The sequence below is a fragment of the Fischerella sp. genome (assembly GCF_013388695.1).
Lineage (GTDB): Bacteria > Cyanobacteriota > Cyanobacteriia > Cyanobacteriales > Nostocaceae > PCC9605.
This window is the reverse complement of the sequence record NZ_JACAEU010000137.1, coordinates 21036-41199: the sequence shown is the minus strand read 5'-3', so window position 1 is coordinate 41199 and position 20164 is coordinate 21036. Positions and strand designations below refer to the sequence as shown.

The following is a 20164-nucleotide window of genomic DNA, read 5'->3' as shown; positions in this document are numbered from 1 at the left end:
GTTTGATATTTGTCAACGTAATCTCTGGCAAAACAAGGATCGGGAATTTCTGCACCCAATGCGGACGACCAATTATCACCTACGCATTCAGCTACAATCTTGCCTATCCAGTTTTCATCAAAGCGATAGACAACGACTCGATCTGCTTTGGATGCAAATACTCGTCTACATCAAGAAGTGTGAACAATTGAACTAGTTTTAGTTCTCAAACTAATAACTGATAGGAATGGACGAGTGCACCCAGACAAATCTATTTCATGAAGAATATAATGCAAATTAATCTGCACTACTGTTACTTTTCAAGACAAAAAACCCAAATCCTAAATTTTGAATTGGGCTATTCACTTTCAAGCAATTGCAAAACTGAATTTCTATGTTATTTTTTGCAAAAAATTATTAGGTAGCTTACACCCTATCTATATAGTCTTTAACGCTTGCAATTTCTAACTTTTGCTTGAAATAGATATAGATTAGGTTTTATACATCTTTTTTATTTTAGGCTATGTTACTGTTTTGTGCAAGTTTTTTAAGTGTCTATTTTTTGAATTTAATTTGAAGATTTCATGTGTTGAAAGTTTCTTGAGAATGGTAATTTGATGTCTACCAAAATTGCTAATGTTAATGCACTAATACTATACGGCAAGTATCAAGCTGGTAAAGAGTATCTGCCCTCACCCCCTACCCCTCTCCCAAGTTGGGAGAGGGGTTTTTAATGAATATGAATTAGCTGGACTTAATATTAATTGCTAAATATATATGCCATACTTTTAGATAATTTAGAACAACCAAATTAAACGATAAGATCCCCAATTTTTGGTGAGAAGTCGGGGATCTGTCTTTTTAAGGATGGCTGGAAATTTAACTCAAAAAGTAGGTGATGAATTATTATTTCATACTATAGGTAGATGAAAAAAATTTAAATATTTTAAGAGTATCGAAATCCCTTGGAAAAGCAGACTTTTAGATAAAAATCCCCCCTTTTTAAGGGGGGTTAGGGGTGTCTAAGAATTTGAAAACATGCTCTAATCTCTTGTTTCAACGCTGCGATAGTTGTGGGTGTTTGGCTGAGTATTGCCCTACGATCCGGGAAATTTCAGGGTTATAAAGACGCAAATAATTCCAATAATTGCCGAAAACCTGCCGCACATAATTTTTGGTTTCATCAAAAGGAATCGTTTCGACAAATTCATCTGGATCTTCTTTTGGTAAAGTTTGCAACCATTTACTGACATTACCAGGGCCAGCATTGTAACTGGCGATCGCCAGCAGCGAGTTATTGCCATATTGCTGATGAGTATGATCCAAATACCAAGTACCGAACATGATATTTTCGTTGGGATTTTCGAGGTCGATTTTTTTGCTGTCCTGTTTGATTTGGGGAGCAATCCATTTAGCTGTATCTGGCAATACCTGCATCAAGCCAGTAGCATTAGCAACAGATTTAATTTTGGGCTGAAACCGTGACTCTTGACGAATCAAAGCAGTCACTAGTAGAGGATTAAGTTGACGTTGTTGCGACCAATATTCTATTTCTTTGAGATAGGGAAAGGGGTAACGAGCTTGCCAGTAAATTATCTTTTGACTCAAAGCCTCATACTGGGCTTTTTCTTCTGGTTTATCTCGGTCTTCTAATTTAGAAATTTTGTCAATTCCGATTAAATTTTCTCCTTGTGTAAACCGCATCAAACCTTCGGTGAATTGCTCTGCTACCGTAGGCTGCATTTTGTTCTGGAATTCGGTTTCCCACTGCAAAAAAGCATCGCGATCTTGACCTAGCAGATATAATTCTTTGAAAGTTTCCGAACCCGCGATGGGTACAGGACGCAGAAGGGGAACTACTTCTGGTGTCAGTTGACGCACGTTGTTAAAATCGCCAACATTTAGTCCCAAAGTTACTGCCGATCGCCATGCATAATAAGAGTAGGGAAACTGGCTAATCACATACTCATAAACTTGTTTAGCATCCTGCGTTTTCCCCAATTTTGTTGCCCATTTTCCGACCCAAAAACCTGCTCTGGGAGCCAAAATGCTGTCGGGGTTACTGGTGATAATTGGTTGCGCCCATTGCCATGCAGCTTGGTAATCTTGTGCTTTAGCTTTTTCTTGTGCGATTTTCCAGCGGTACTCTGCTGCTTGTTCAGTATTTCCATGCTTTGTAACCAGTAATTGCAGCGCTTCATTTACTCCTTTAGTATCTTTTTGAGCTTGGAGAATTTTAATTTTTGCTAGCAGTGCTTCTCCTGCTTGTTCAGGGTGTTTGCTAATTACTTGGTCAAGATATGGCAGAGCATTTTTACTTGGTTTTGTCATTTCTGCCAAACGCAGCAGGGCTGTACCTGCTTCATTTGTCTCGGGGAAATCACTGTTAAGTTGTTGGTAGGCTGCGATCGCTTGTTCTCGTTTTCCGCTGATCTGCAATCCTCGGCCAATGCGGTAAAGGTTGCGGGGTGTTTTAGCCGCTTTGGCGTAGGCACTCGCAGCTTTGTCAAATTCATTATTTTCCCAGTAAGCTGTAGCAACAATTTCCCATTCTTCCGGTTTGAGAGTAGGATTTTTCATCAAACGATCCAACACAGCAACGCTTCCTGGTTCGTCGTAGGCATACTTAGCCAAAATTAGCTGCAATTGCTGCTGATTGGGGTTGGTTTCCAACCGCTTGCGGACAATATCCCAAGTGAGAGGATTGGAAGGAAAAGAGGCGATCGCTTTGTCCTGATATTCATCAAGTCCAATTAAATACAAAGCTTTAGCCGCAGCTGGATGTTCGGGATAGCGTTTTAGCACCGCCTGTCTGCTGTCTGAGGCTTTGCCTTCCTCTCCCAAAATGTCATAAGCCTGAGCTGTTTTGAGCAGAATGTAAGGCGCTAAAAGTGGATAGTCTTTTTCTAGTCCTTCCAGTAAGTTTAGTGCTTCTTTGGCTTGCTTGCGTTCAATTAAGTCACTCGCCAACAGATAGCGAGCGCGATTGCGATCTGGTGATGGAAATCCTTTGACCAGTTCTTGTAGTTTTGCTGCTCTTTCCTGAGGGGATTGCAGTACCAATGGAAAAACAGCTGATTCGGCTTTATTTGCCTCCGTCAACTGTTCGGACTGATTTTTAAATTGTTTCAGCCATTGGCCCAGATATTTTCCCATTTCAGGAGCTGAAAACATTGCCCCAGCCAAAAAGGCACACAGTCCTGCACCCACAATTAGAGATATTTGCTTTTTCTGTAGCTTCTTCAGCATTGAGACCCGCTGAAAATTTCACATGAATTTCTTGCCACTCTAACACTAACTAGTGGTTTAGATAACCATTTTTACTTCTCTATTTTTAATTATCAGTAAAAAAATTAGAAATCAATGGCTGCTTAAGTATTTATACTTTAATTGAGAATAATTATGAATGAATTTTTCATTTAACATCTTCCAATAGATATATTTTTTATTTACTTAGTACAGCTTTGTGTAAAAGAGTAGCGATTTTAAACGCAGAGGCTCGCAAAGGAAAACGCAGAGGGGCGCTGAGTTCAGGAATATGCTATTTTTAATTACATCTTAAATATCTCTCTGAGGCAGTTGTATTTCAAACTTGCAACACAGTGATGTATCGAATTAATTCTGAGTGGAGTGATTGCATAATCCAAAATGGGGTATGGTGAGCAATACCAGCAAGACGCTTCGCAGCAACTTCGATGTCGGCAAAAGTAACAGAGTCAGGCTGTGACATTGGCGGCTGTATAGATGTTCAAAGCTCTAATATAGATAAATTTTGGTGCTGTATTCACTTCAACGAGGAGAAGTGGATGATATTTCGTATGTGGCGATCGCGATCGGTTATCTTTGCAATCCTTGGTTGTCTCATATCAACCCCATCATCAAAAGTGCGATCGCTTTTGAGTCTTTTGACTGGGACTTTTTTGACAGCATATATGCTATCATAGTTACATGGCGATTAAAATTGTAGTTGATACCAGCGTTTTTATTAGTGCGCTGATTAGCTCTAAAGGCTCCAGTCGAGAACTCATCCGACGCTGCTTGAAAAGAGAATATCAGCCTTTGATGGGAAATGCTTTATTTTCTGAGTATGAATCAGTCATTCAGCGTTCAGAAATTATCGCCAAATGCCCTTTAACTAGTGAAGAAATTTCTGCTTTACTTGCATCATTGATGAGCGTAAGTCAATGGATTTCTATCTACTATTTATGGCGACCTAATTTAAAAGACGAAGCTGACAATCACTTACTTGAATTAGCAGTTGCGGGGAATGCTCAAATTATTGCTACTCACAATGTCAAAGATTTTCAAAATGCTGAATTGATATTTCCTAACTTATCAATATTAAAACCCGAAGAAATTATTAGGAGTTAAACAAAAATGGCAACTTTAACTATTCGTTTACCAGACGATAAGCACAACAGATTAAAAGAACTTGCTCAAGCCAAAGGCATAAGTGTTAATAAGCTGATTGAAGAACTTTCTACCATAGCTCTAGCAGAATTTGATGCCTATACAAGATTTAAAGCAATGGCTGCGACTGGCGACCCAGAAGAAGGCTTAAGAATACTGGCTAAACTTGATGCTTTGACAGAATAAAGCTTGTAGCACAATGATGCTAGCACTTACAGGGGCGATCGCCTACATCACTTCATCATGTTCAAAGCTCTAATATAGATAATTTGTGGTGCCGTATTCACTTCAACGAGGAGAACTGGATGATATTTCGTATATGGCGATCGCGATCGGTTATCTTTGCAATCCTTGGTTGTCTCATCTTCTTCCTCCTGATTAGCTTCAGAGAAATACATGTTTTTGCTCAACAGCCTACTCCTACGTCTGCTGATTCTGAACATTCAGCAACGGTGATTGTGCAAGCACCAGATTTAGGACGAAACTTCCGGAAATTAGGGGTGGAGGGATCAATCGTAATTTACGATTTGAACAAAAACAAAACCTACGAACACAATCCCCAACGCAACCAAACTGCAATGTTTCCAGGTTCAACATTTAAAATCTTCAACGCAATGGTGGCTTTGGAAACAGGTACTATTCCTGATGATGTCACAGTCCTAACTTGGGATGGAATTCAGCGCGAAGTCCCTGAATGGAATCGCGATACAAATTTGCGTCAAGGTTTCAAAGATTCAACCGTCTGGTTCTATCAAGTGCTAGCACGCCGAATCGGACATAAGCGCATGCAGCAATTTATCGAGCAAGTTGGCTATGGAAATCGCCAAATTGGGACAGCCAAAGATATCGATCGCTTTTGGCTGGAAGGCCCCTTGCAAATTACAGCCAAGCAGCAAATTGAGTTTCTACAGAAATTGTATCGAAGCGATTTGCCCTTCTCAGCGCGAACCATGAATCTCGTTAAAGACATGATGGTGCGCGAACAGACACCAGACTACACATGGCGAGGAAAAACAGGATGGTTAACTAGCACCAATCCCGAACTTGGTTGGTTTGTAGGCTATCTAGAACAGAATAAAAATGTCTATTTCTTCGCTACCAATATCAATATAAATAAACCAGAGGATGCTCCTCTACGGATTGAAGTGACGCGACGCTGCTTCAAAGACTTGGGTCTACTATAGCAGAACGCCGTGATTTTACTTGGTGTCTTTGTGCCTTTGTGGTTAATAAGATTTATGTTTGAACCACCAAGACACAAAGACTAGTTTCTACAAATACTTCTTCAACAACAAACCTAACTTCTCCTTCGTCTCCATTGGTACTTTCTCCAACGGTGTCAAAATCGCATACTTCAACGCCGAATGGGCTACACTGGGTGGCGGATTATCACTCAAACGCCGCACTGTTTCTTGAATGACTTTTTGTGCATTGACGGCATTGCGTTGTAAATTACTCACTACCATCTCTACTGTCACGCTGTCGTGATCTGGATGCCAACAATCATAGTCAGTTACCAGCGCTAAGGTTGCATAGGCAATTTCTGCTTCCCTTGCCAGTTTGGCCTCTGGTAAATTTGTCATCCCGATGACTGTTGCACCCCAACTGCGGTAAAGATTGGATTCTGCTTTGGTGGAAAATGCCGGGCCTTCCATGCATACATACGTACCGCCGCGATGTAGAGTTACATCTGGTAAATCCAAAGAAGCGATCGCATCTGCTAAAACACCAGCCAAATTCTGACAAACGGGATCGCCAAAAGCAATGTGAGCAACAATTCCTTCCCCGAAAAAGGTGGACACTCGATTTTTTGTTCTGTCAATAAACTGATCGGGAACTACCATATCTAGCGGTTTCGCTTCTGCCTTTAAAGAACCTACCGCACTTGCTGAAATTAAATACTCCACACCCAATTGCTTCATCGCATGGATATTGGCACGAAAAGGCAACTCTGAAGGTAGAAGCGTATGATTGCGTCCATGACGTGCTAAAAAAGCTACCCGTGTCCCTTCCAAAGTTCCCAAAATCAAAGCATCAGAAGGTGAACCAAAGGGTGTTTGAATTTGCACCTCTTCTACATCTTTGAGGGCATCCATTTTGTATAAACCGCTGCCAGCAATAATTCCAATCCGAGCTTCAGCCATTATTGTTTAACCTCTAGCTTCCTGCAATGCCAAGTTATTGTACTGGCAAATGTGGCCTTTACTAATCTGGTGGCAGCTTTATTGATATTTTCAAAAAATATTTTTGTGTTATTAACAGTATTAAAACACACTCATTATTTCAGTAATCGCTGTTGTTAAGCTGTTGCGCTTACAATTTGCATCCTTTTAAATTTGGGGAAAAATGTCAAATCTTCTCCCCATCACCCCATCTGTCTAAATGGGAAAATTAAAAGCCTCACAGCTTCGCCCCTTCTAATTGACTGTTCATAGTTTCAATCTGAAAATCCTCAAAAGTCACTTGGAAACCATCGTTTTCTGGACATGCACATACCAATCCTACCTGCACTGTTTCTTTCTCAGTCAAGTCTGTAGTCTTCAGTATGTTGTATTCTTTACCATCCAGTGAATATTGCACTTCTACAGTGCTACCTCTTCGCTGCAAACGCAACCACAACCAATCAGGATTGTTTCCTAATGGCACAACTGACCATTCAGAATCATTGCGCGTGACAACTGCACTGACATACTGCATGTTGTTGACAAATTCAACACCAGATTTTAACCAGGTTTTCTCATCCACACGAATCATTAATCCTGCGTGGTCAGATGAATTTTGATACTTGCCGATAATTTTGACTTTGGTAGTAAAATCACCTGTAACTTCTTGATAATAAAAGTGACCGTTGTCACGAACGCAGTAATGAGTTCTACGCCAAAAATCTGTTTTTGCTCCGGAAGTAACGGTGATAATACTCTCTTGATGTTCCCACGTAGGTGGCTCATTATACCATTTCATAAACGCAAGCAGATTGTAGGTAAAATTTTACTTGATTTGGTTAGTATTGATATTTTATTTATTAATAGTAGCACCGATAAAACTTCATCCAAGTGGGTGATTTTGCTAAGAGTAATACCATTTCACGTTAATCACGATACATATAAATCCTGTAGAGACGTTGCATGCAACGTCTCTACAACAAAATATGTTTCATACCTAAAGGGAATTGGTATAAGATCCCCGACTTCTTCAAGGAAATCGGGGATCTATGGTTATCTTTTTTCGGCGTTGCTGATTGAAAGTATGAAACTGTTAACATCAGATTTACAATCTACTACCGTAGAAGCAATTCATGAATTGCTTCTACAAAATTCATACCTCGATTCAGCAACGCCCTTTTTTCATTAGGGACTTCCAAATAAAAAACATCCCAAATTTTCTTGTGGGACGGGTGGGGACACCCATCCCATCTGGGGGGCGGGCAGGATGCTCCGAAGTTTGCCGGAAAGAACATCTCCCCGGCAACTTCTCTCCACCCCACAATCCGGGATAATTTATCTTTTGGAAGTCCCTTAAAAGTATTCTACCCGTGCATCAAAACCGCGATCGCGTAAAAATCGAGAGTGCTTTTCGGCTTGAGAGCGATCGGGAAATGCTCCTGCATTCACATAACTTCCCAATTTGGATTTAGCTGCAAAAGCTTCGGGTACATACTGGCGAACTTCGTCGAGAGTCTCAGAATCGCGAATTGGCACGATTACTACATAGCGATTCTTGGCAACAGGATGTGTTACTACAGGAGTGCCATTATTACTCAATCCTAAGGCTTGCCAAGTTTGAAAATCTACAAATCCAGTCGGGTTCAGTCCTACAGCTCGCTGAAATTGCACCACAGCATCTCTAGTTGCTACACCATAGTAGCCTGTAACCTCCCCTCTGAAGAATCCTTGCTCTAGTAGACTTTGTTGTATGGCTACCACTCGCTGACTGGTTTCACCCAGACAGATATAACCGCTAGTTGGCGAACAACCATAATTTGCATTTGTAGAATGTACAGGTGTTGGATGTATAGGTGTTGGATTTACAATTGCAGAGTTTCCATTTCCTGAAGCACTGGATATTGCTGTCCAGGTTCGTGCATCGACAATGCCATTGGGTGTTAGTCCGTAATCTCGCTGGAAGCGCACTACAGCATCTTTAGTCACATAACCAAAATTACCAGTGGGGTTGGCTCGAAAATAACCCAACTGCGACAAACTTCTTTGCAGTTGTAATACTTCAGGCCCTGCGTCACCTTCGTTGAGAGCATTGGGATAGTTATCAATCTCGCTATCAAGATCACCGCCATAACCATTATTTGGTTTTGCACTGAGGTCAGCACGTATTGCTTGTAATGTGCTAGCACCAGCAATACCATCAGCACGCAATCCAGCATATTGCTGGAATCTAATCACTGCCCGCCGCGTTTCTTGACCAAAATAGCCGGTGATCGGGCCATCATAAAACCCTAAAGTCTGTAAATTTTGTTGCAGCCGTGTAACTGCTGGCCCTCTGCTACCGACTTTGAGAACATTGCTTTTGCTGTGACAGCCTGCTTGTAGTGCTTGTTGAGTTTGCGGCCCTACCAGGCCAATAGCATCAATTCCCTTCGCACGTTGAAATTGTCTCACGGCACTTTCAGTTAAAGGGCCGAACCTACCATTCACTGGGCCATTGTAGTAACCTAACCTTTGCAAACATCTCTGGACGTTCGCAACTTCAGGGCCGCTATCACCTCTCTCAAGTGCTAATGCTTGGCCTGCTATATTTAAAACTGCCAAAGTCAATGCTATAGAAAAAAACCGCATCGCTGCACCACTGGATAACTTCTGCCAATTCAAGTTAGTAAAAAATTTATAATTAACTCGGACAGGAACAACACCAGTGCTTTCAGATGCTTCGTAAACAGAAGCAAGATGAAGATATACAATGGTTTCCATAATTTTTCCAAGTTCCTGATTTAGGCAATTCTCTTAAATTTATTGTTTGTTGATTGTTGGATATTTATCACTGTACGGGCGTAAAGCTTTACGCTCAGCAGTCGCTACAAAGGAGGAGTCACTAAGATTCAGTAGTATAAATATGTATAATTATGTAAACTTACTTACTAGTACTGAATTTTTGCCACAGCAATAATCTCCACCAAAATCTTAAAATTCCTACATAATACTGTTGATTTTACTTGCTTGCTTGAAATTGTATCTACAAATGGAATATAACACTTTCTACAGAATATTACATGAAAAGTTTGTGTTTTATATTACTAATCTTTACTGTTTTTTTGATACATTTTCGACATTTAACAGTATTTGACTGTTATGGGGACATACTTAAATGAAGTATTAAATTTTACTAATATTCTGCATTTGCGTTGTTCATGCGGCGATCGCTCTTGGTAAGAGTAGGGTGAAAGTAGTAGAAGCTGCTGTGCTTTCGACACGAATTGAAGCTTTTAAATGTTTAGCCAGTTTCTGCACTAATGCCAATCCCAACCCGCTACCACTATATTTCCAAGGGTCATGCTTGGGAATACGGTAAAAGGGATCGAAAATGCGTGCCAGTTCATTAGTAGCAATTTGAACTCCAGAATTACTGATGCTAATCTGCACGACTTGGGGGGTTGCAGAAACGGCAACAGTAATAGTCTCACCCGCTGGTGTATACTTGCAGGCATTATTAAGCAACTCAGTCATAATACGTTCTAAATCAGTAATATCTGTTTCTAAGAGCGGGAGTTCATCGGCGATATGCAAAATTAACTGCTGCTGCTGACAAGTAGTGAGTTCTCGAAAAGACTCGATAATGGGAGGAAGCCAGGTTTTGATGTCAATTACGATTACAGTCAAAGTTTCAGCTTCGGCTTCTAGATAGGTGAGCATGAGCAAATCGTTAATTAACTTGCTTTCTCGTTCACACTCGTTGTGTAGAATCTGCAACAGTTGCGATACTAATTCTGTATCTAATACTGTTTCTTGATTGATAATTGCTTCCAGAGTTTGGACGGCAAGGCTGATACTAGTGATTGGCGTTCGCAGTTCATGGGAAAGGGATCTGAGAAATTCATGTTTGAGGTTCTCAAGTTTTTCGAGTTCACTTACTTGTGTCTGCGCTAGTTGGTAAAGTCGAGCTTGGCGAATGGCGATCGCGCATTGATTTGCTACCTGCTGCACTAGTTGAATTTCCCATTCCTCAAATACTTTTTGGGTTGCTTTGGTTAACCAGATATTTCCCATGACTGCTTGTGCGTCGAAAATCGGACAAGCTAGCTGTGTCATGACAACTAATCTAGGGTTCCAGCCACGCACAACTTCCCCTACTTGCAAAGGTTGTTTGTGCAATAGTGGTTGATATAGTTCTGGGAAGTTTGCAACTTGTCGCGTCATTTTCTGGCAGGGGGGAGGGATGGTGGCGTACTCATGGGCAATGGTAGCAATGGTATGGTTAGCGTTATACAATTCAATTTGGCAACGCTCAACTTGCAATACCCGTGCCAATTCACTAGTAACTCTTTTTAAAACCTCTTCTGCATCTAGGCGATCGCGGATTAATTCAGTAATATATCGCACCACGGCTTCAGACTGCTGCAACTTAAGTTGACTTTGCAAATACTGTACCTGCTGATGCAGTTGTGCATTTTGGATGGCAATGCCGATTTGGGTTGCCAACTGCTTAAGCAAGTCGATTTCTGTTTGCTGCCATTGTCGTGGTTGACAACAGTGCTGGGTAATTAACAGCCCCCATAAATCTTGCCCAAACAAAATTGGCACTACCAAGTTAGCCCTCACTTGCAAAGAAGCAAGGAAATCAATCTGGCAAGGGTGTAGCCCAGCTGCATAAATATCTTCTACAATTTGAATACAACCGCGTTTGTAGCGTTCGACGTGTTTTTCGCTAAAGCAGGAGTCTTGAATATTTTTTCCCAACAAGGGAATACCAGGAGCAATAGTTGATTCTGCAACTATTGTTCCACCACCATCAGACTCTAAGCGGTAAATTAAAACGCGATCGCTCAACAAAAATCGCCGTATCTCTGTTACTGTTTGAGCGAGAATCGTATCTAAATCTAGAGATTGGCAAATCTTTTGAGCGATCGCTCCGATTAGTTGATTATTCCAGTCATGAAAATCTGTACCGATTTGGAAATTGTGACACGATGCTTGTGCTAACTCTGCGGTTGATTCCGATGGATTGATATTCATGCGAGAGTCCCTGTTTATTGTTACTGACTCTTGTAGACGCTCTCTATACAGATATATAATTGTGGTAGATGCTTGTTAGCGCCTTTAGGCAAAGTATTTTCAGCCTTGGTTTATCGACATTTAAAACATTTAAATCGTGCGCCGATTTTGATGAAAAAGCTAGTAAAGCTTACATAAATAAATTTAAAAAGTCCTGCTTGTTGAAAGCTAAAATGCATTTGCAGGTAAATGATAAAGATATCGAGGTATGTCTTTAAGATTTTCTTAACATTCTTGCATACATAGGTAGAAAAAACTTATGATGCAATTAAATTTTATAATTCTTAATATTCACACGGAAAAGTAAATAAAAATATTGGATGTTGCTGAATCAAGATATGAATTGTCATTCTGTAAGCGAAGCCTTGCCGTAGGGTACGAAAGTGAAGCGTCTACAGCATGACAAAATAAAATTCATACGCCAATTCAGCAACGCCTTTCATTTTTTACGGTTACGAATTAATAAATACAGAAAATAGGGAGCGCCAACAACAGCAGTTACCACCCCACAAGGAAGTTCAATCGGTGCAAACAGCGTCCGTCCTACCAAGTCTGCTACAACAACAATTATTCCCCCCAACAGTGCTGAGGTAGGAATTAAACCTTCATGGGTTGCACCTACTAACTGTCGTCCTAAATGAGGTGCTATTAAACCGATAAAGCCAATCATACCGGCGGTAGCGACTCCCACAGCAGCCAAGGCTACACCCACCAGCACTAGTAAACCACGTTGCCACTCCACACGACTACCCAGACTTTTTGCTACATCATCCCCCAAGTTCAGAGCATTCAAATGTCTTGCCAGTATCAAAGCCATTGGTACAAAAATAACTAACCAGGGTAATAAGGAAAATACTTGCTCACTCGTACGCCCGTAGACACTGCCAGCTAACCAAACCAAAGCATTACTAACGTCATAAATATTCCCAAAAGTAATCATCAAGCTGGTTATAGCGCTGGCGATCGCAGATAAACCAATACCCATCAAAATTAATCGAATCGGGGAACTACCTTTGTTCCAAGCCAGCAAGTAAATTAAAACAGCCATAAGCAAAGCACCAGCAAAGGCTGATAGAGGCAAAGTGTAAATTGGTGCTGAAGGAAACAGTATAATTACTGTAACTGCCATCAGGCTCGCCCCGGCATTGATGCCAATAATACCAGGGTCAGCTAGGGGATTATGTGTTAGACCTTGGAAGATAGTGCCAGAAATTGCCAGTGCCACTCCCACCATAAAAGCAACAAGAGTACGTGGCAGACGCAGATTGTGAATCACAAAAGCATGATCTGGGTTTCCCGTATCCAAACCCAATGAAGTTTTGACGATATCCAAAGGCGAAATTGGATATTCTCCCCGCCCTAAATTCATTACCATCGCTACTACAATCACTACCGCCAAACATAGCAGTATGACTGGTACACGTCGGTCGATGCGGAAAGATATTGCCTGGGAACGGATGACTAGCCAATCCAACTTCATTTTTTCACCTTTGACTTAGCCAGATACACAAAAAAGGGAGCACCAATCAGTGCTGTCATTACACCCACAGGTAACTCCTGTGGTTTGAGCAACACACGTGCAGCAATGTCTGCTACTAGGAGTAAAATTGCACCCGCAATTGCAGAATAAGGTAAGATCCAACGATAATCGGCTTTAATAAAAAATCTCACAATATGGGGAACAACTAAGCCAATAAAACCAATTGGCCCCGCAAGAGACACTGAACTTCCTGCTAGTAAAATTACGCTAATGGCAGTAATGATCTTGATCAAAGCTGTCTGTTGACCTAAGCCTTTAGCCACATCTTCACCTAGACTCATAGTAGTAATCTGCCTACCAAGGGCAAAAGCAACTACTAATCCAATCACGACGAAAGGTAGCGCTTGGAAGAGTATGTTAGCATCGCGGCCAGCCAATGAACCAGCTAACCAAAATCTAATTTCTTCTAGGGTTCGTTGACTGACGATCAGGATAGCAGTAGTGAGAGAAGAAATCAGAGCCGTCATCGCCGCACCCGCAACTGTCAGATTCAGTGGGGTAGCTCCTCCTCTTCCCAGAGAACCAAGGAAGTAAACTAATATCGCTGTGGCTCCTGCACCCAAAAAGGCCACAATGGTTAAAATACTAACGGATGAACTGCCAACAATAAAAATTGTTGCAACTACAGCCAGTGCTGCTCCCGACTCAATACCCAAAATCCCTGGATCTGCTAAGGGGTTTCGCGTCAAACCCTGCATTAACGCTCCAGAAACTGCAAGCGCTGAACCTACAAGGATAGCAATGAGCACGCGCGGTAATCTGACAGTCTGGATGACTAAGTGTTCATAGGAACCGTCAAAGTTTATAAAGGATGTCAAAATCCGATCTAGAGGTATTTCTGCTGCACCCAGCGTGACACTGTATACCAAGCAAATTAGCAGGATAACAAGTCCCAGAACCAGACCAAATAAGGCTGACATTGGTGGCTTTTTCAATCCTCTAGATGAGACTGTGGTCGCTTTTATCATTATCTTGCTGTCACTTGAAAATATTACACTCTACTGGTTATTTGTTTTTTTAATTGGCACTCTCAATAGTTAACAGCTTTCTAATCATTAAGTTGAGAATCTTTATTGATAAATTATATATACATTACATTATTATGTAGCTATTTCTCCTTTTTCAAAAAGATTAAAAAAGGCAGAAGGGAATCACATGGAGATTCTGCCCTACCTGATTAAAGACTGCCTGTAAGACGGGTTCTTAAACCCCTATGGCTCCTGTCAGAAGGCTTCGCTACAAAATAATTATTATACCTTCGGCGGAAAGCAGAAGGTGGATAAAGGATACAGTTCAAGTTTTGACATAATTTCTCAATACAATGGGATAGTGTAACAATCTGTATTATTCAATTGGCAAAACTATAATTTCTTAGCTTTTCTAAACTCACTGACAACTTCTTTAATGTCACGTAACTCTCCCTCTACTAGATAATTCAATTGCCGCATTTCGTCAGCAGAAATACGCCCAGCAAGTTGACTGGGAATAGTTTGCAGGATATTTGCAATGCCCAAAATCGGTTGACGCAGTGACTTTTGGCGGGTAATTAATATGCCTAATGGTATACTTACAATAGTGGCAATACCAATAGAAATTACTACTAGCAGTAAGTGTTCCAACGTACGTTCGAGGATGTCCGAGGCGTATTTGATCAGGAAAAAGTCGCTGAAGTTCATAGGGTAAAAGATTTCAAACATTGCAGAAAGGCCAGGGCTTCTGGATGTTGCGATCGCACAAATTCTTTCGGCGTTTCCAACACTACTAATTCTCCCTCATGCATTAAACCAATTCTCGATGCCAAAACAAACGCTTCTTGGATATCATGAGTGACAAAAACAACTGTCTTACCCAACTCCTGTTGTAAGCGTTTAAATTCTTGTTGCAGTTCTAACCGCGTAATCGGATCGAGTGCGCCAAAGGGTTCATCCATTAATAATACAGGTGGATCGGCTGCGAGTGCCCTTGCTACACCAACTCGTTGTCTTTGCCCTCCTGAAAGTTCGTGGGGATATCTTTGAGCAAATTTTTGTGGTTCTAAACCCACTAACTGCAACAGTTCATGAACGCGGCTTTTAATTTGTTTGGGTTTCCAACCTTCTAAATTAGGGACTAAACCCACATTGCGTTCAACAGTGAAATGGGGAAATAAACCAGTTTCTTGAATGACATAACCAATCTTGCGCCGCAGTTTAATTTCATCCCATGCGGTTGTAGGGGTGTCATTAAATAAAACTTCGCCTTGGGTAGGTGTGAATAGACGGTTAATTAATTTCATAGTCGTGGTTTTACCGCTACCACTGCGTCCAAGTAATACTAGCGCTTCTCCCCGACTAATGCTGAAATTGAGATTTGATACCAATGGGCGATGGTTGCGGCTAAAGGTGACATTGCGAAATTCGACAGCAATCTCTTGGGGCATAGGTGAGTTTCTGTGGGAGTTGATTTTATGTTTGGATTACTGCGTGGTGTTTTTCTGGGTACTGCTTTGGTACTCCCAAGCAGGAAACTTTATCCTTACCTAACTGATCGAATTGGTAACTATGAAGAGCTAGAACCATATTTTGATGTTTGGCGAGCAGTTAGGATCGAAGAGGGTTTTCTTGCAATCTTTGTGATTGAACACGATCGGGTAGATAACAATGTACCAACGCTTACTAAAGGAACAGATGGTCGTGCGTTGATCTGAAGTTTCCTACATGGATAACTATGTAGAGTAAGGAATCGGAAGTTGTGACGCAGTTGTTTTTCGTTGCTTCAATTTCTTGCTTCCCCTTGCTGATTCCCATTGTTCGGTGATTCCGTTAGCCAGATTAATCAATCGTTCTACCGCTGGATCTGTGTCCCCAATTTCTGAACCTATCCAGTAACGGTGTAGTTTTTCTGCTGCATAAAATATAGAGGATGCCATGCTCACTCATGTAAACCTGTTGCAATCCTTGTTGAATTGCAACATCAGTTGCAATCAGTTGAAAAGGGAGCATTTATTTAACCTTTGGTACATTAGTATAAATTGAGTCTATAAACTCTATTGACAGTTGTCAATAGAGTTTGGTTGAGAGGTTGTACTACGTGGCTGATAAGGTTTTCCAGTAGGTTGATTCCTATATTTTTCTAACTCAGCAGCTTCTATGTAGTAGTAACGCCCTAGTTTGCAAGCAATAATCTGACCATTCTTAATAAGGTCGTGAACTCGCTGACGGGTTACACCAAGTAACTTGGCAGTTTGAGCTACAGAAAGTAATTCAGGACTGTCATTTGAAGCAAAGTCTGCCATACGATAGCCTAGAGGTGTACTTTGATCCCAAAAATCAATTTTCTCGATGATGAAGAATGTGTTGCTTGCTTATTATTCCCAAGCTGTCTTGATGCAATAGTTCTCTGCTGATAAATACCAATTATCCAACTTAAAATAGCAATACATACAAAAAAGTTACGAGCTTTGTTCACCTTTAGCCTCGCGCGATCGCTTCTTTTGTGGCATCTGTTGTATACTCTTTTACCACTGTTGCACAGCCACATCCATCTGTAAACCAACAAAAAACTTCAAAAAGACAATTTGACACTGCTAGTTACTCGCAGAACAGATTCTTGCTGAAATTTTTGCTTATAACTTGCGATCACCTCTTCAATTTGAGAATTTTTAGTTGGGCTATTTTCGTAAATCAGAATGACTAGTTTAGTCTTTTCCCTGGTGAGTTTGCCATTTCGGTTGAGATACTGCCCGTAGCCATCCATCACAGTTAGTCCATCTTGAAAGCGGGGTGTAATCACACGATTCAAAAATAGTTGCCACTCAACCTCAGAAACCGTCTTCCCTCCAGGTTTGGATAAACCAAAGTACAACTCATCTTTGGTAAGAGTCCTTTGGCTTGAGTAAGAAGTGGATGCTGGGGACGATTGGGTGCGAACAATAGTGTTTGTATCGGCAGGACTGATAAAAAGTAAACTTGTGAGAATGAGGCTATTTAAACTTTTTTGCAGAATAGTCATAGAAGCACCACGGTTGCTATCGCCAGGGTATAGCTTCACATATTGGTATTAGTGTTCCGAAAAACTTGCAATTAAAAAAGCGATCGCCTCTGTTTGTAAAAGTGCGATCGCTTTTTCTATTCAAGATTGAATTCAATCTCAAATCCTTACACCAGCAATGTTTGCATCAAGGGCCGATCTTCTGATATCTTGCCCGTCCGCAACCATTCTTCCAACTCAGCCGGTGCTTTGGCTTGGTTGATTTTCTCGCGTAGTTCTGCGCCTTCGAGAATTTCTTTTTGCAACAGTTCTTGTGCGGTTTCCTCTAACAAATCGCGGTTTTCGTGCAGAATCGTCAAAGCAATGTGATGGGCATTATCTACTATCTGCTTCACCTCGCGGTCAATTTCCTCAGCTACTTGCGGGCTGATGGATCGACGCGGGTTGCCGTAACCTTCGAGAAACTGCTGTTGAATCTTCTCAAATGCTACAGGGCCGAGTTTATCACTCATACCGTAGAGGGTGACATAGCGTTCTGCCAAGTCAGTAGCTTTCTGGATGTCGTCACTAGCACCAGTGGAAACTTTACCAAAGACGATTTCTTCTGCGGAACGTCCGCCCAATAAGATAGCAATGCGACCGCGAATTTCGTCTTCAATCATCAAGAAGCGGTCTTCTTCGGGCATTTGAATTGTGTAACCCAAAGCACCGACACCCCGAGGTACAACGGAGATTTTCTCGACTTTACCAGCTCCGGGCATCAAAGCACCGACGATCGCATGACCAACTTCGTGATAAGCTACAGTCTTCTTCTCGGTTTCATTGAGAACGCGAGAGCGTTTTTCTAAACCAGCAACAACACGCTCAATGGCTTCGTTGAAATCTGCCATTGTTACCGCTTGCCGATTTTGCCGCGCAGCTAGCAATGCAGCTTCGTTAACTAGGTTAGCCAAGTCTGCACCCGCAAAACCAGGAGTTCTACCAGCGATGATACCCAAGTCTACATCACCAGCTAATTTGACGTTACGGGCATGAACTTTCAGAATTGCTTCCCGACCAATTTTATCAGGACGATCCACAACGACTTGACGGTCAAAGCGTCCGGGACGGCGCAAAGCTGGGTCAAGTACTTCTGGACGGTTGGTAGCGGCAATGATAATCACGCCTGTGTTGGCATCAAAGCCATCCATTTCGCTTAATAACTGGTTAAGGGTTTGTTCGCGCTCATCATTACCACCCATAATTGGGCCACCAGCAGCACGAGACTTACCCAGTGCATCTAATTCATCGATGAATACGATACAGGGCGCTTGTTGTTTAGCTTGTTCAAACAAGTCGCGCACCCTGGCCGCACCTACACCCACGAACAGTTCGATGAACTCCGAACCGGAGATGCTGAAGAAAGGAACACCAGCTTCGCCAGCGATCGCTTTTGCTAAGAGTGTTTTACCTGTTCCTGGAGGCCCCACCAACAGCACACCTTTGGGGATTTTCGCGCCCAAGCGGGTGTATTTACCAGCATTTTTCAGGAAGTCTACGATTTCTTCCAATTCGGCTTTCGCTTCATCTACACCAGCAACATCAGTAAATTTGACACCAGTGTTACCTTCAGAGTAGATGCGAGCTTTGCTTTTACCCACTGTCAACGCAGCAGGGCCACCTCCCTGACGGCTGAGTAAAAAGCCCCAGATACCAAAGAAAATTAACGGTGGTACAACCCAGCTGAGGATAGTGCCAATCCAGCCATTTTGGCTTGGTGGTGGTGCAGCAAATTCGACATTATGGTCGCGGAGAATTTTAGGTAAATCCAGGTCAACAGCGATTGGTGTTGTCTGGAAAACCTGTTCGACGGTTTTGCCATCGGGGGTTTGAGTTTTGATCGAATATTGAATGCGATCGCTACCCACAACCGCCCGATCTACTTTACCCGCTTCTACCTGAGCAACAAACTCACTGTAGGGAACTTGCGGTAGTCTGGGGCCAAGAAAGCTAGGAACGATAAAGTTAAGGAGTAACAGCAGAGTGAAAAGAATCAGTAAGCTGCCGCCGAATTGGCGCATTCTTGGGGGTTTAATTGGGTTTTTGTTATTAGTTTCTACAGGCATCTTTAATTTTAGTCTCCGATTACACTGAAAAGCTTTTTTGTCATTTGTTAGTAGTTAGTAGATAGTAGATAGTAGTTATTAGTATTAAAAATTAACCACTAACCACTAACCACTAACTACTAACCAATGTACAGACGTGCCATGGCACGTCTCTACAACTACTAACCACTATCAACTCAATAACAGCGCAAATAAACCGCACAAAGCAATACCATCAAACACACCAGCGCCTCCGATACTTAGCACTCCTGAACTCTTGGCTATAATGTCCTTCAAGTGCAATAAATCTGCACCAATCAAGGTTCCTAGGATACCACCAGCAAAAGCCACAGGAGCAGCATGGACAGGAACTATTAACATGGCAGACACAGCAGCTGTTAGGGGAGCTAGTAATGGATTCATCTGGATACCTATTCCTGGCACTACCCGCGATGCATAGTAGCTAACGGCTGTGACGATCGCAGTCACTAACAAAATAGCTAGGGCATTTCCTTGCGTAAATTGATACAATGCTAGCAATACGGGAATTAAGCCACCGCCAACATTGAGAGCTACCACAGTCGAACGTTGTACTTTTCTGAGGGGAATGCCCCAAAACTCCTTTAACCACAGATCGACAAAGTTATCTGCAACAGCAACTGTAGATTGGGTACGGTACAAAGGGATGTTGATAGTGCTGCCTAAAATCACCAGCGTCAATAATATAAAGGCAATACTAGGAGAAAATCCCAATTTTGCTACTGCGATTTTGACTACGTCTACTGCCAGAATAAACCAGAGAAAGGGCACTAGCAGTAACAACAGCAGAAATAGCAGCAGTGAAACTGGCAAGTAGATCATAGGGGTGTGCAAGCAGGAGTTAGCTTTTTTCTGCTTGAATTTATTGTAAAAATTAGATGTTACAATCCGCTTTCGTATCAACCCCCCATAAAAAGGTGAAT

At 41.8% G+C, this 20164-nt stretch carries 20 protein-coding genes and 2 pseudogenes; 6 read left to right on the top strand and 16 right to left on the bottom strand.

The genetic code is table 11. From position 1 onward, the window contains the following. Nucleotides 1-196 (top strand): hypothetical protein (locus tag HXY43_RS18585; RefSeq protein WP_290885864.1); only part of this gene is annotated, 196 nt, incomplete at its 5' end. 839 nt (nucleotides 197-1035) lie between these two features. Here HXY43_RS18585 and HXY43_RS18580 read toward each other — a convergent pair. Together HXY43_RS18580 and HXY43_RS18575 are read right to left on the bottom strand one after the other, a co-directional pair. Further along, entirely contained in the window at nucleotides 1036-3228 is a 2193-nt protein-coding gene (locus HXY43_RS18580) for a transglycosylase SLT domain-containing protein (protein ID WP_290885861.1), read from the bottom strand. Between the two features lie 337 nt (nucleotides 3229-3565). Then, nucleotides 3566-3709: a hypothetical protein gene (locus HXY43_RS18575; protein WP_290885859.1), complete on the bottom strand. Its 144-nt coding sequence runs from the start codon at nucleotides 3707-3709 to the stop codon at nucleotides 3566-3568. A 45-nt stretch (nucleotides 3710-3754) separates the two neighbouring features. On the opposite strand from HXY43_RS18575, the gene HXY43_RS18570 reads away from it, so the two are divergent. The 4 genes from HXY43_RS18570 to blaOXA all read left to right on the top strand — a co-directional run bounded on the left by HXY43_RS18570 (nucleotide 3755) and on the right by blaOXA (nucleotide 5573). Beyond that, nucleotides 3755-3946 carry a hypothetical protein gene (locus HXY43_RS18570; protein WP_290885857.1) on the top strand — a complete coding sequence of 64 codons (192 nt, stop codon included), beginning with the start codon at nucleotides 3755-3757 and terminating at the stop codon, nucleotides 3944-3946. Then, nucleotides 3928-4350 carry a putative toxin-antitoxin system toxin component, PIN family gene (locus HXY43_RS18565; protein WP_290885854.1) on the top strand — a complete coding sequence of 141 codons (423 nt, stop codon included), beginning with the start codon at nucleotides 3928-3930 and terminating at the stop codon, nucleotides 4348-4350. Before HXY43_RS18570 ends, HXY43_RS18565 begins: the two co-directional genes overlap by 19 nt. A 6-nt stretch (nucleotides 4351-4356) precedes the next feature. Then, nucleotides 4357-4575, top strand: a complete 219-nt coding sequence (locus HXY43_RS18560) for a toxin-antitoxin system HicB family antitoxin (RefSeq protein ID WP_290885851.1) — start codon at nucleotides 4357-4359, stop codon at nucleotides 4573-4575. A gap of 119 nt (nucleotides 4576-4694) precedes the next feature. Further along, nucleotides 4695-5573: a class D beta-lactamase gene (gene blaOXA / locus HXY43_RS18555; protein WP_290885848.1), complete on the top strand. Its 879-nt coding sequence runs from the start codon at nucleotides 4695-4697 to the stop codon at nucleotides 5571-5573. Between the two features lie 87 nt (nucleotides 5574-5660). Here the strand turns inward: blaOXA and HXY43_RS18550 are convergent, their stop codons facing one another. From HXY43_RS18550 to HXY43_RS18510, 9 genes and pseudogenes are all read right to left on the bottom strand, one after another. Next, the gene (locus HXY43_RS18550) at nucleotides 5661-6533 is read right to left on the bottom strand and encodes an S-methyl-5'-thioadenosine phosphorylase (RefSeq protein WP_290885845.1); all 873 of its coding nucleotides are present in this window, start codon (nucleotides 6531-6533) and stop codon (nucleotides 5661-5663) included. A 256-nt stretch (nucleotides 6534-6789) separates the two neighbouring features. After that, nucleotides 6790-7350: a DUF1349 domain-containing protein gene (locus tag HXY43_RS18545; RefSeq protein ID WP_290885842.1), complete on the bottom strand. Its 561-nt coding sequence runs from the start codon at nucleotides 7348-7350 to the stop codon at nucleotides 6790-6792. Between the two features lie 554 nt (nucleotides 7351-7904). After that, complete coding sequence (locus tag HXY43_RS18540) at nucleotides 7905-9311, bottom strand: peptidoglycan-binding protein (RefSeq protein WP_290885839.1); 1407 nt, start codon at nucleotides 9309-9311, stop codon at nucleotides 7905-7907. 435 nt (nucleotides 9312-9746) lie between these two features. Next, nucleotides 9747-11570 (bottom strand): GAF domain-containing sensor histidine kinase, encoded by a 1824-nt coding sequence (locus HXY43_RS18535; RefSeq protein ID WP_290885836.1) that lies wholly within the window; start codon nucleotides 11568-11570, stop codon nucleotides 9747-9749. A 478-nt stretch (nucleotides 11571-12048) separates the two neighbouring features. Beyond that, nucleotides 12049-13089, bottom strand: a complete 1041-nt coding sequence (locus HXY43_RS18530) for an iron ABC transporter permease (protein WP_290885833.1) — start codon at nucleotides 13087-13089, stop codon at nucleotides 12049-12051. Then, complete coding sequence (locus HXY43_RS18525; RefSeq protein ID WP_290885830.1) at nucleotides 13086-14117, bottom strand: iron ABC transporter permease; 1032 nt, start codon at nucleotides 14115-14117, stop codon at nucleotides 13086-13088. The genes HXY43_RS18530 and HXY43_RS18525 overlap by 4 nt, the downstream gene beginning before the upstream one ends. 393 nt (nucleotides 14118-14510) lie before the next feature. Beyond that, nucleotides 14511-14645 (bottom strand): annotated as a pseudogene (locus tag HXY43_RS18520) (ABC transporter substrate-binding protein); the annotation flags it as partial. Then, a pseudogene (locus HXY43_RS18515) lies at nucleotides 14628-14825 on the bottom strand (ABC transporter permease); the annotation flags it as partial. The pseudogenes HXY43_RS18520 and HXY43_RS18515, both read right to left, overlap by 18 nt. Further along, nucleotides 14822-15568 (bottom strand): ATP-binding cassette domain-containing protein, encoded by a 747-nt coding sequence (locus HXY43_RS18510; RefSeq protein WP_026735193.1) that lies wholly within the window; start codon nucleotides 15566-15568, stop codon nucleotides 14822-14824. The pseudogene HXY43_RS18515 and the gene HXY43_RS18510, both read right to left, overlap by 4 nt. A gap of 27 nt (nucleotides 15569-15595) precedes the next feature. Here HXY43_RS18510 and HXY43_RS18505 point away from each other — a divergent pair, with 27 nt between their 5' ends. Further along, a complete protein-coding gene (locus HXY43_RS18505; protein ID WP_290885827.1) occupies nucleotides 15596-15835 on the top strand; it encodes a hypothetical protein in 240 nt (79 codons plus the stop codon). Between the two features lie 18 nt (nucleotides 15836-15853). Here HXY43_RS18505 and HXY43_RS18500 read toward each other — a convergent pair whose 3' ends face one another. The 5 genes from HXY43_RS18500 to HXY43_RS18480 form a co-directional block, all read right to left on the bottom strand. Further along, complete coding sequence (locus tag HXY43_RS18500) at nucleotides 15854-16057, bottom strand: hypothetical protein (protein ID WP_290885824.1); 204 nt, start codon at nucleotides 16055-16057, stop codon at nucleotides 15854-15856. A 117-nt stretch (nucleotides 16058-16174) separates the two neighbouring features. Beyond that, nucleotides 16175-16423, bottom strand: a complete 249-nt coding sequence (locus HXY43_RS18495; RefSeq protein ID WP_290885821.1) for a helix-turn-helix domain-containing protein — start codon at nucleotides 16421-16423, stop codon at nucleotides 16175-16177. Between the two features lie 269 nt (nucleotides 16424-16692). Continuing rightward, nucleotides 16693-17139 (bottom strand): DUF3574 domain-containing protein, encoded by a 447-nt coding sequence (locus HXY43_RS18490; protein WP_026735192.1) that lies wholly within the window; start codon nucleotides 17137-17139, stop codon nucleotides 16693-16695. Nucleotides 17140-17285: 146 nt separating this feature from the next. Next, nucleotides 17286-19223, bottom strand: coding sequence for an ATP-dependent zinc metalloprotease FtsH (ftsH, locus tag HXY43_RS18485; RefSeq protein WP_290885817.1), 1938 nt, complete (start codon nucleotides 19221-19223; stop codon nucleotides 17286-17288). Nucleotides 19224-19394: 171 nt separating this feature from the next. After that, nucleotides 19395-20063 carry a DUF1614 domain-containing protein gene (locus HXY43_RS18480; protein WP_290885814.1) on the bottom strand — a complete coding sequence of 223 codons (669 nt, stop codon included), beginning with the start codon at nucleotides 20061-20063 and terminating at the stop codon, nucleotides 19395-19397. Between the last annotated feature and the right edge of the window lie 101 nt (nucleotides 20064-20164).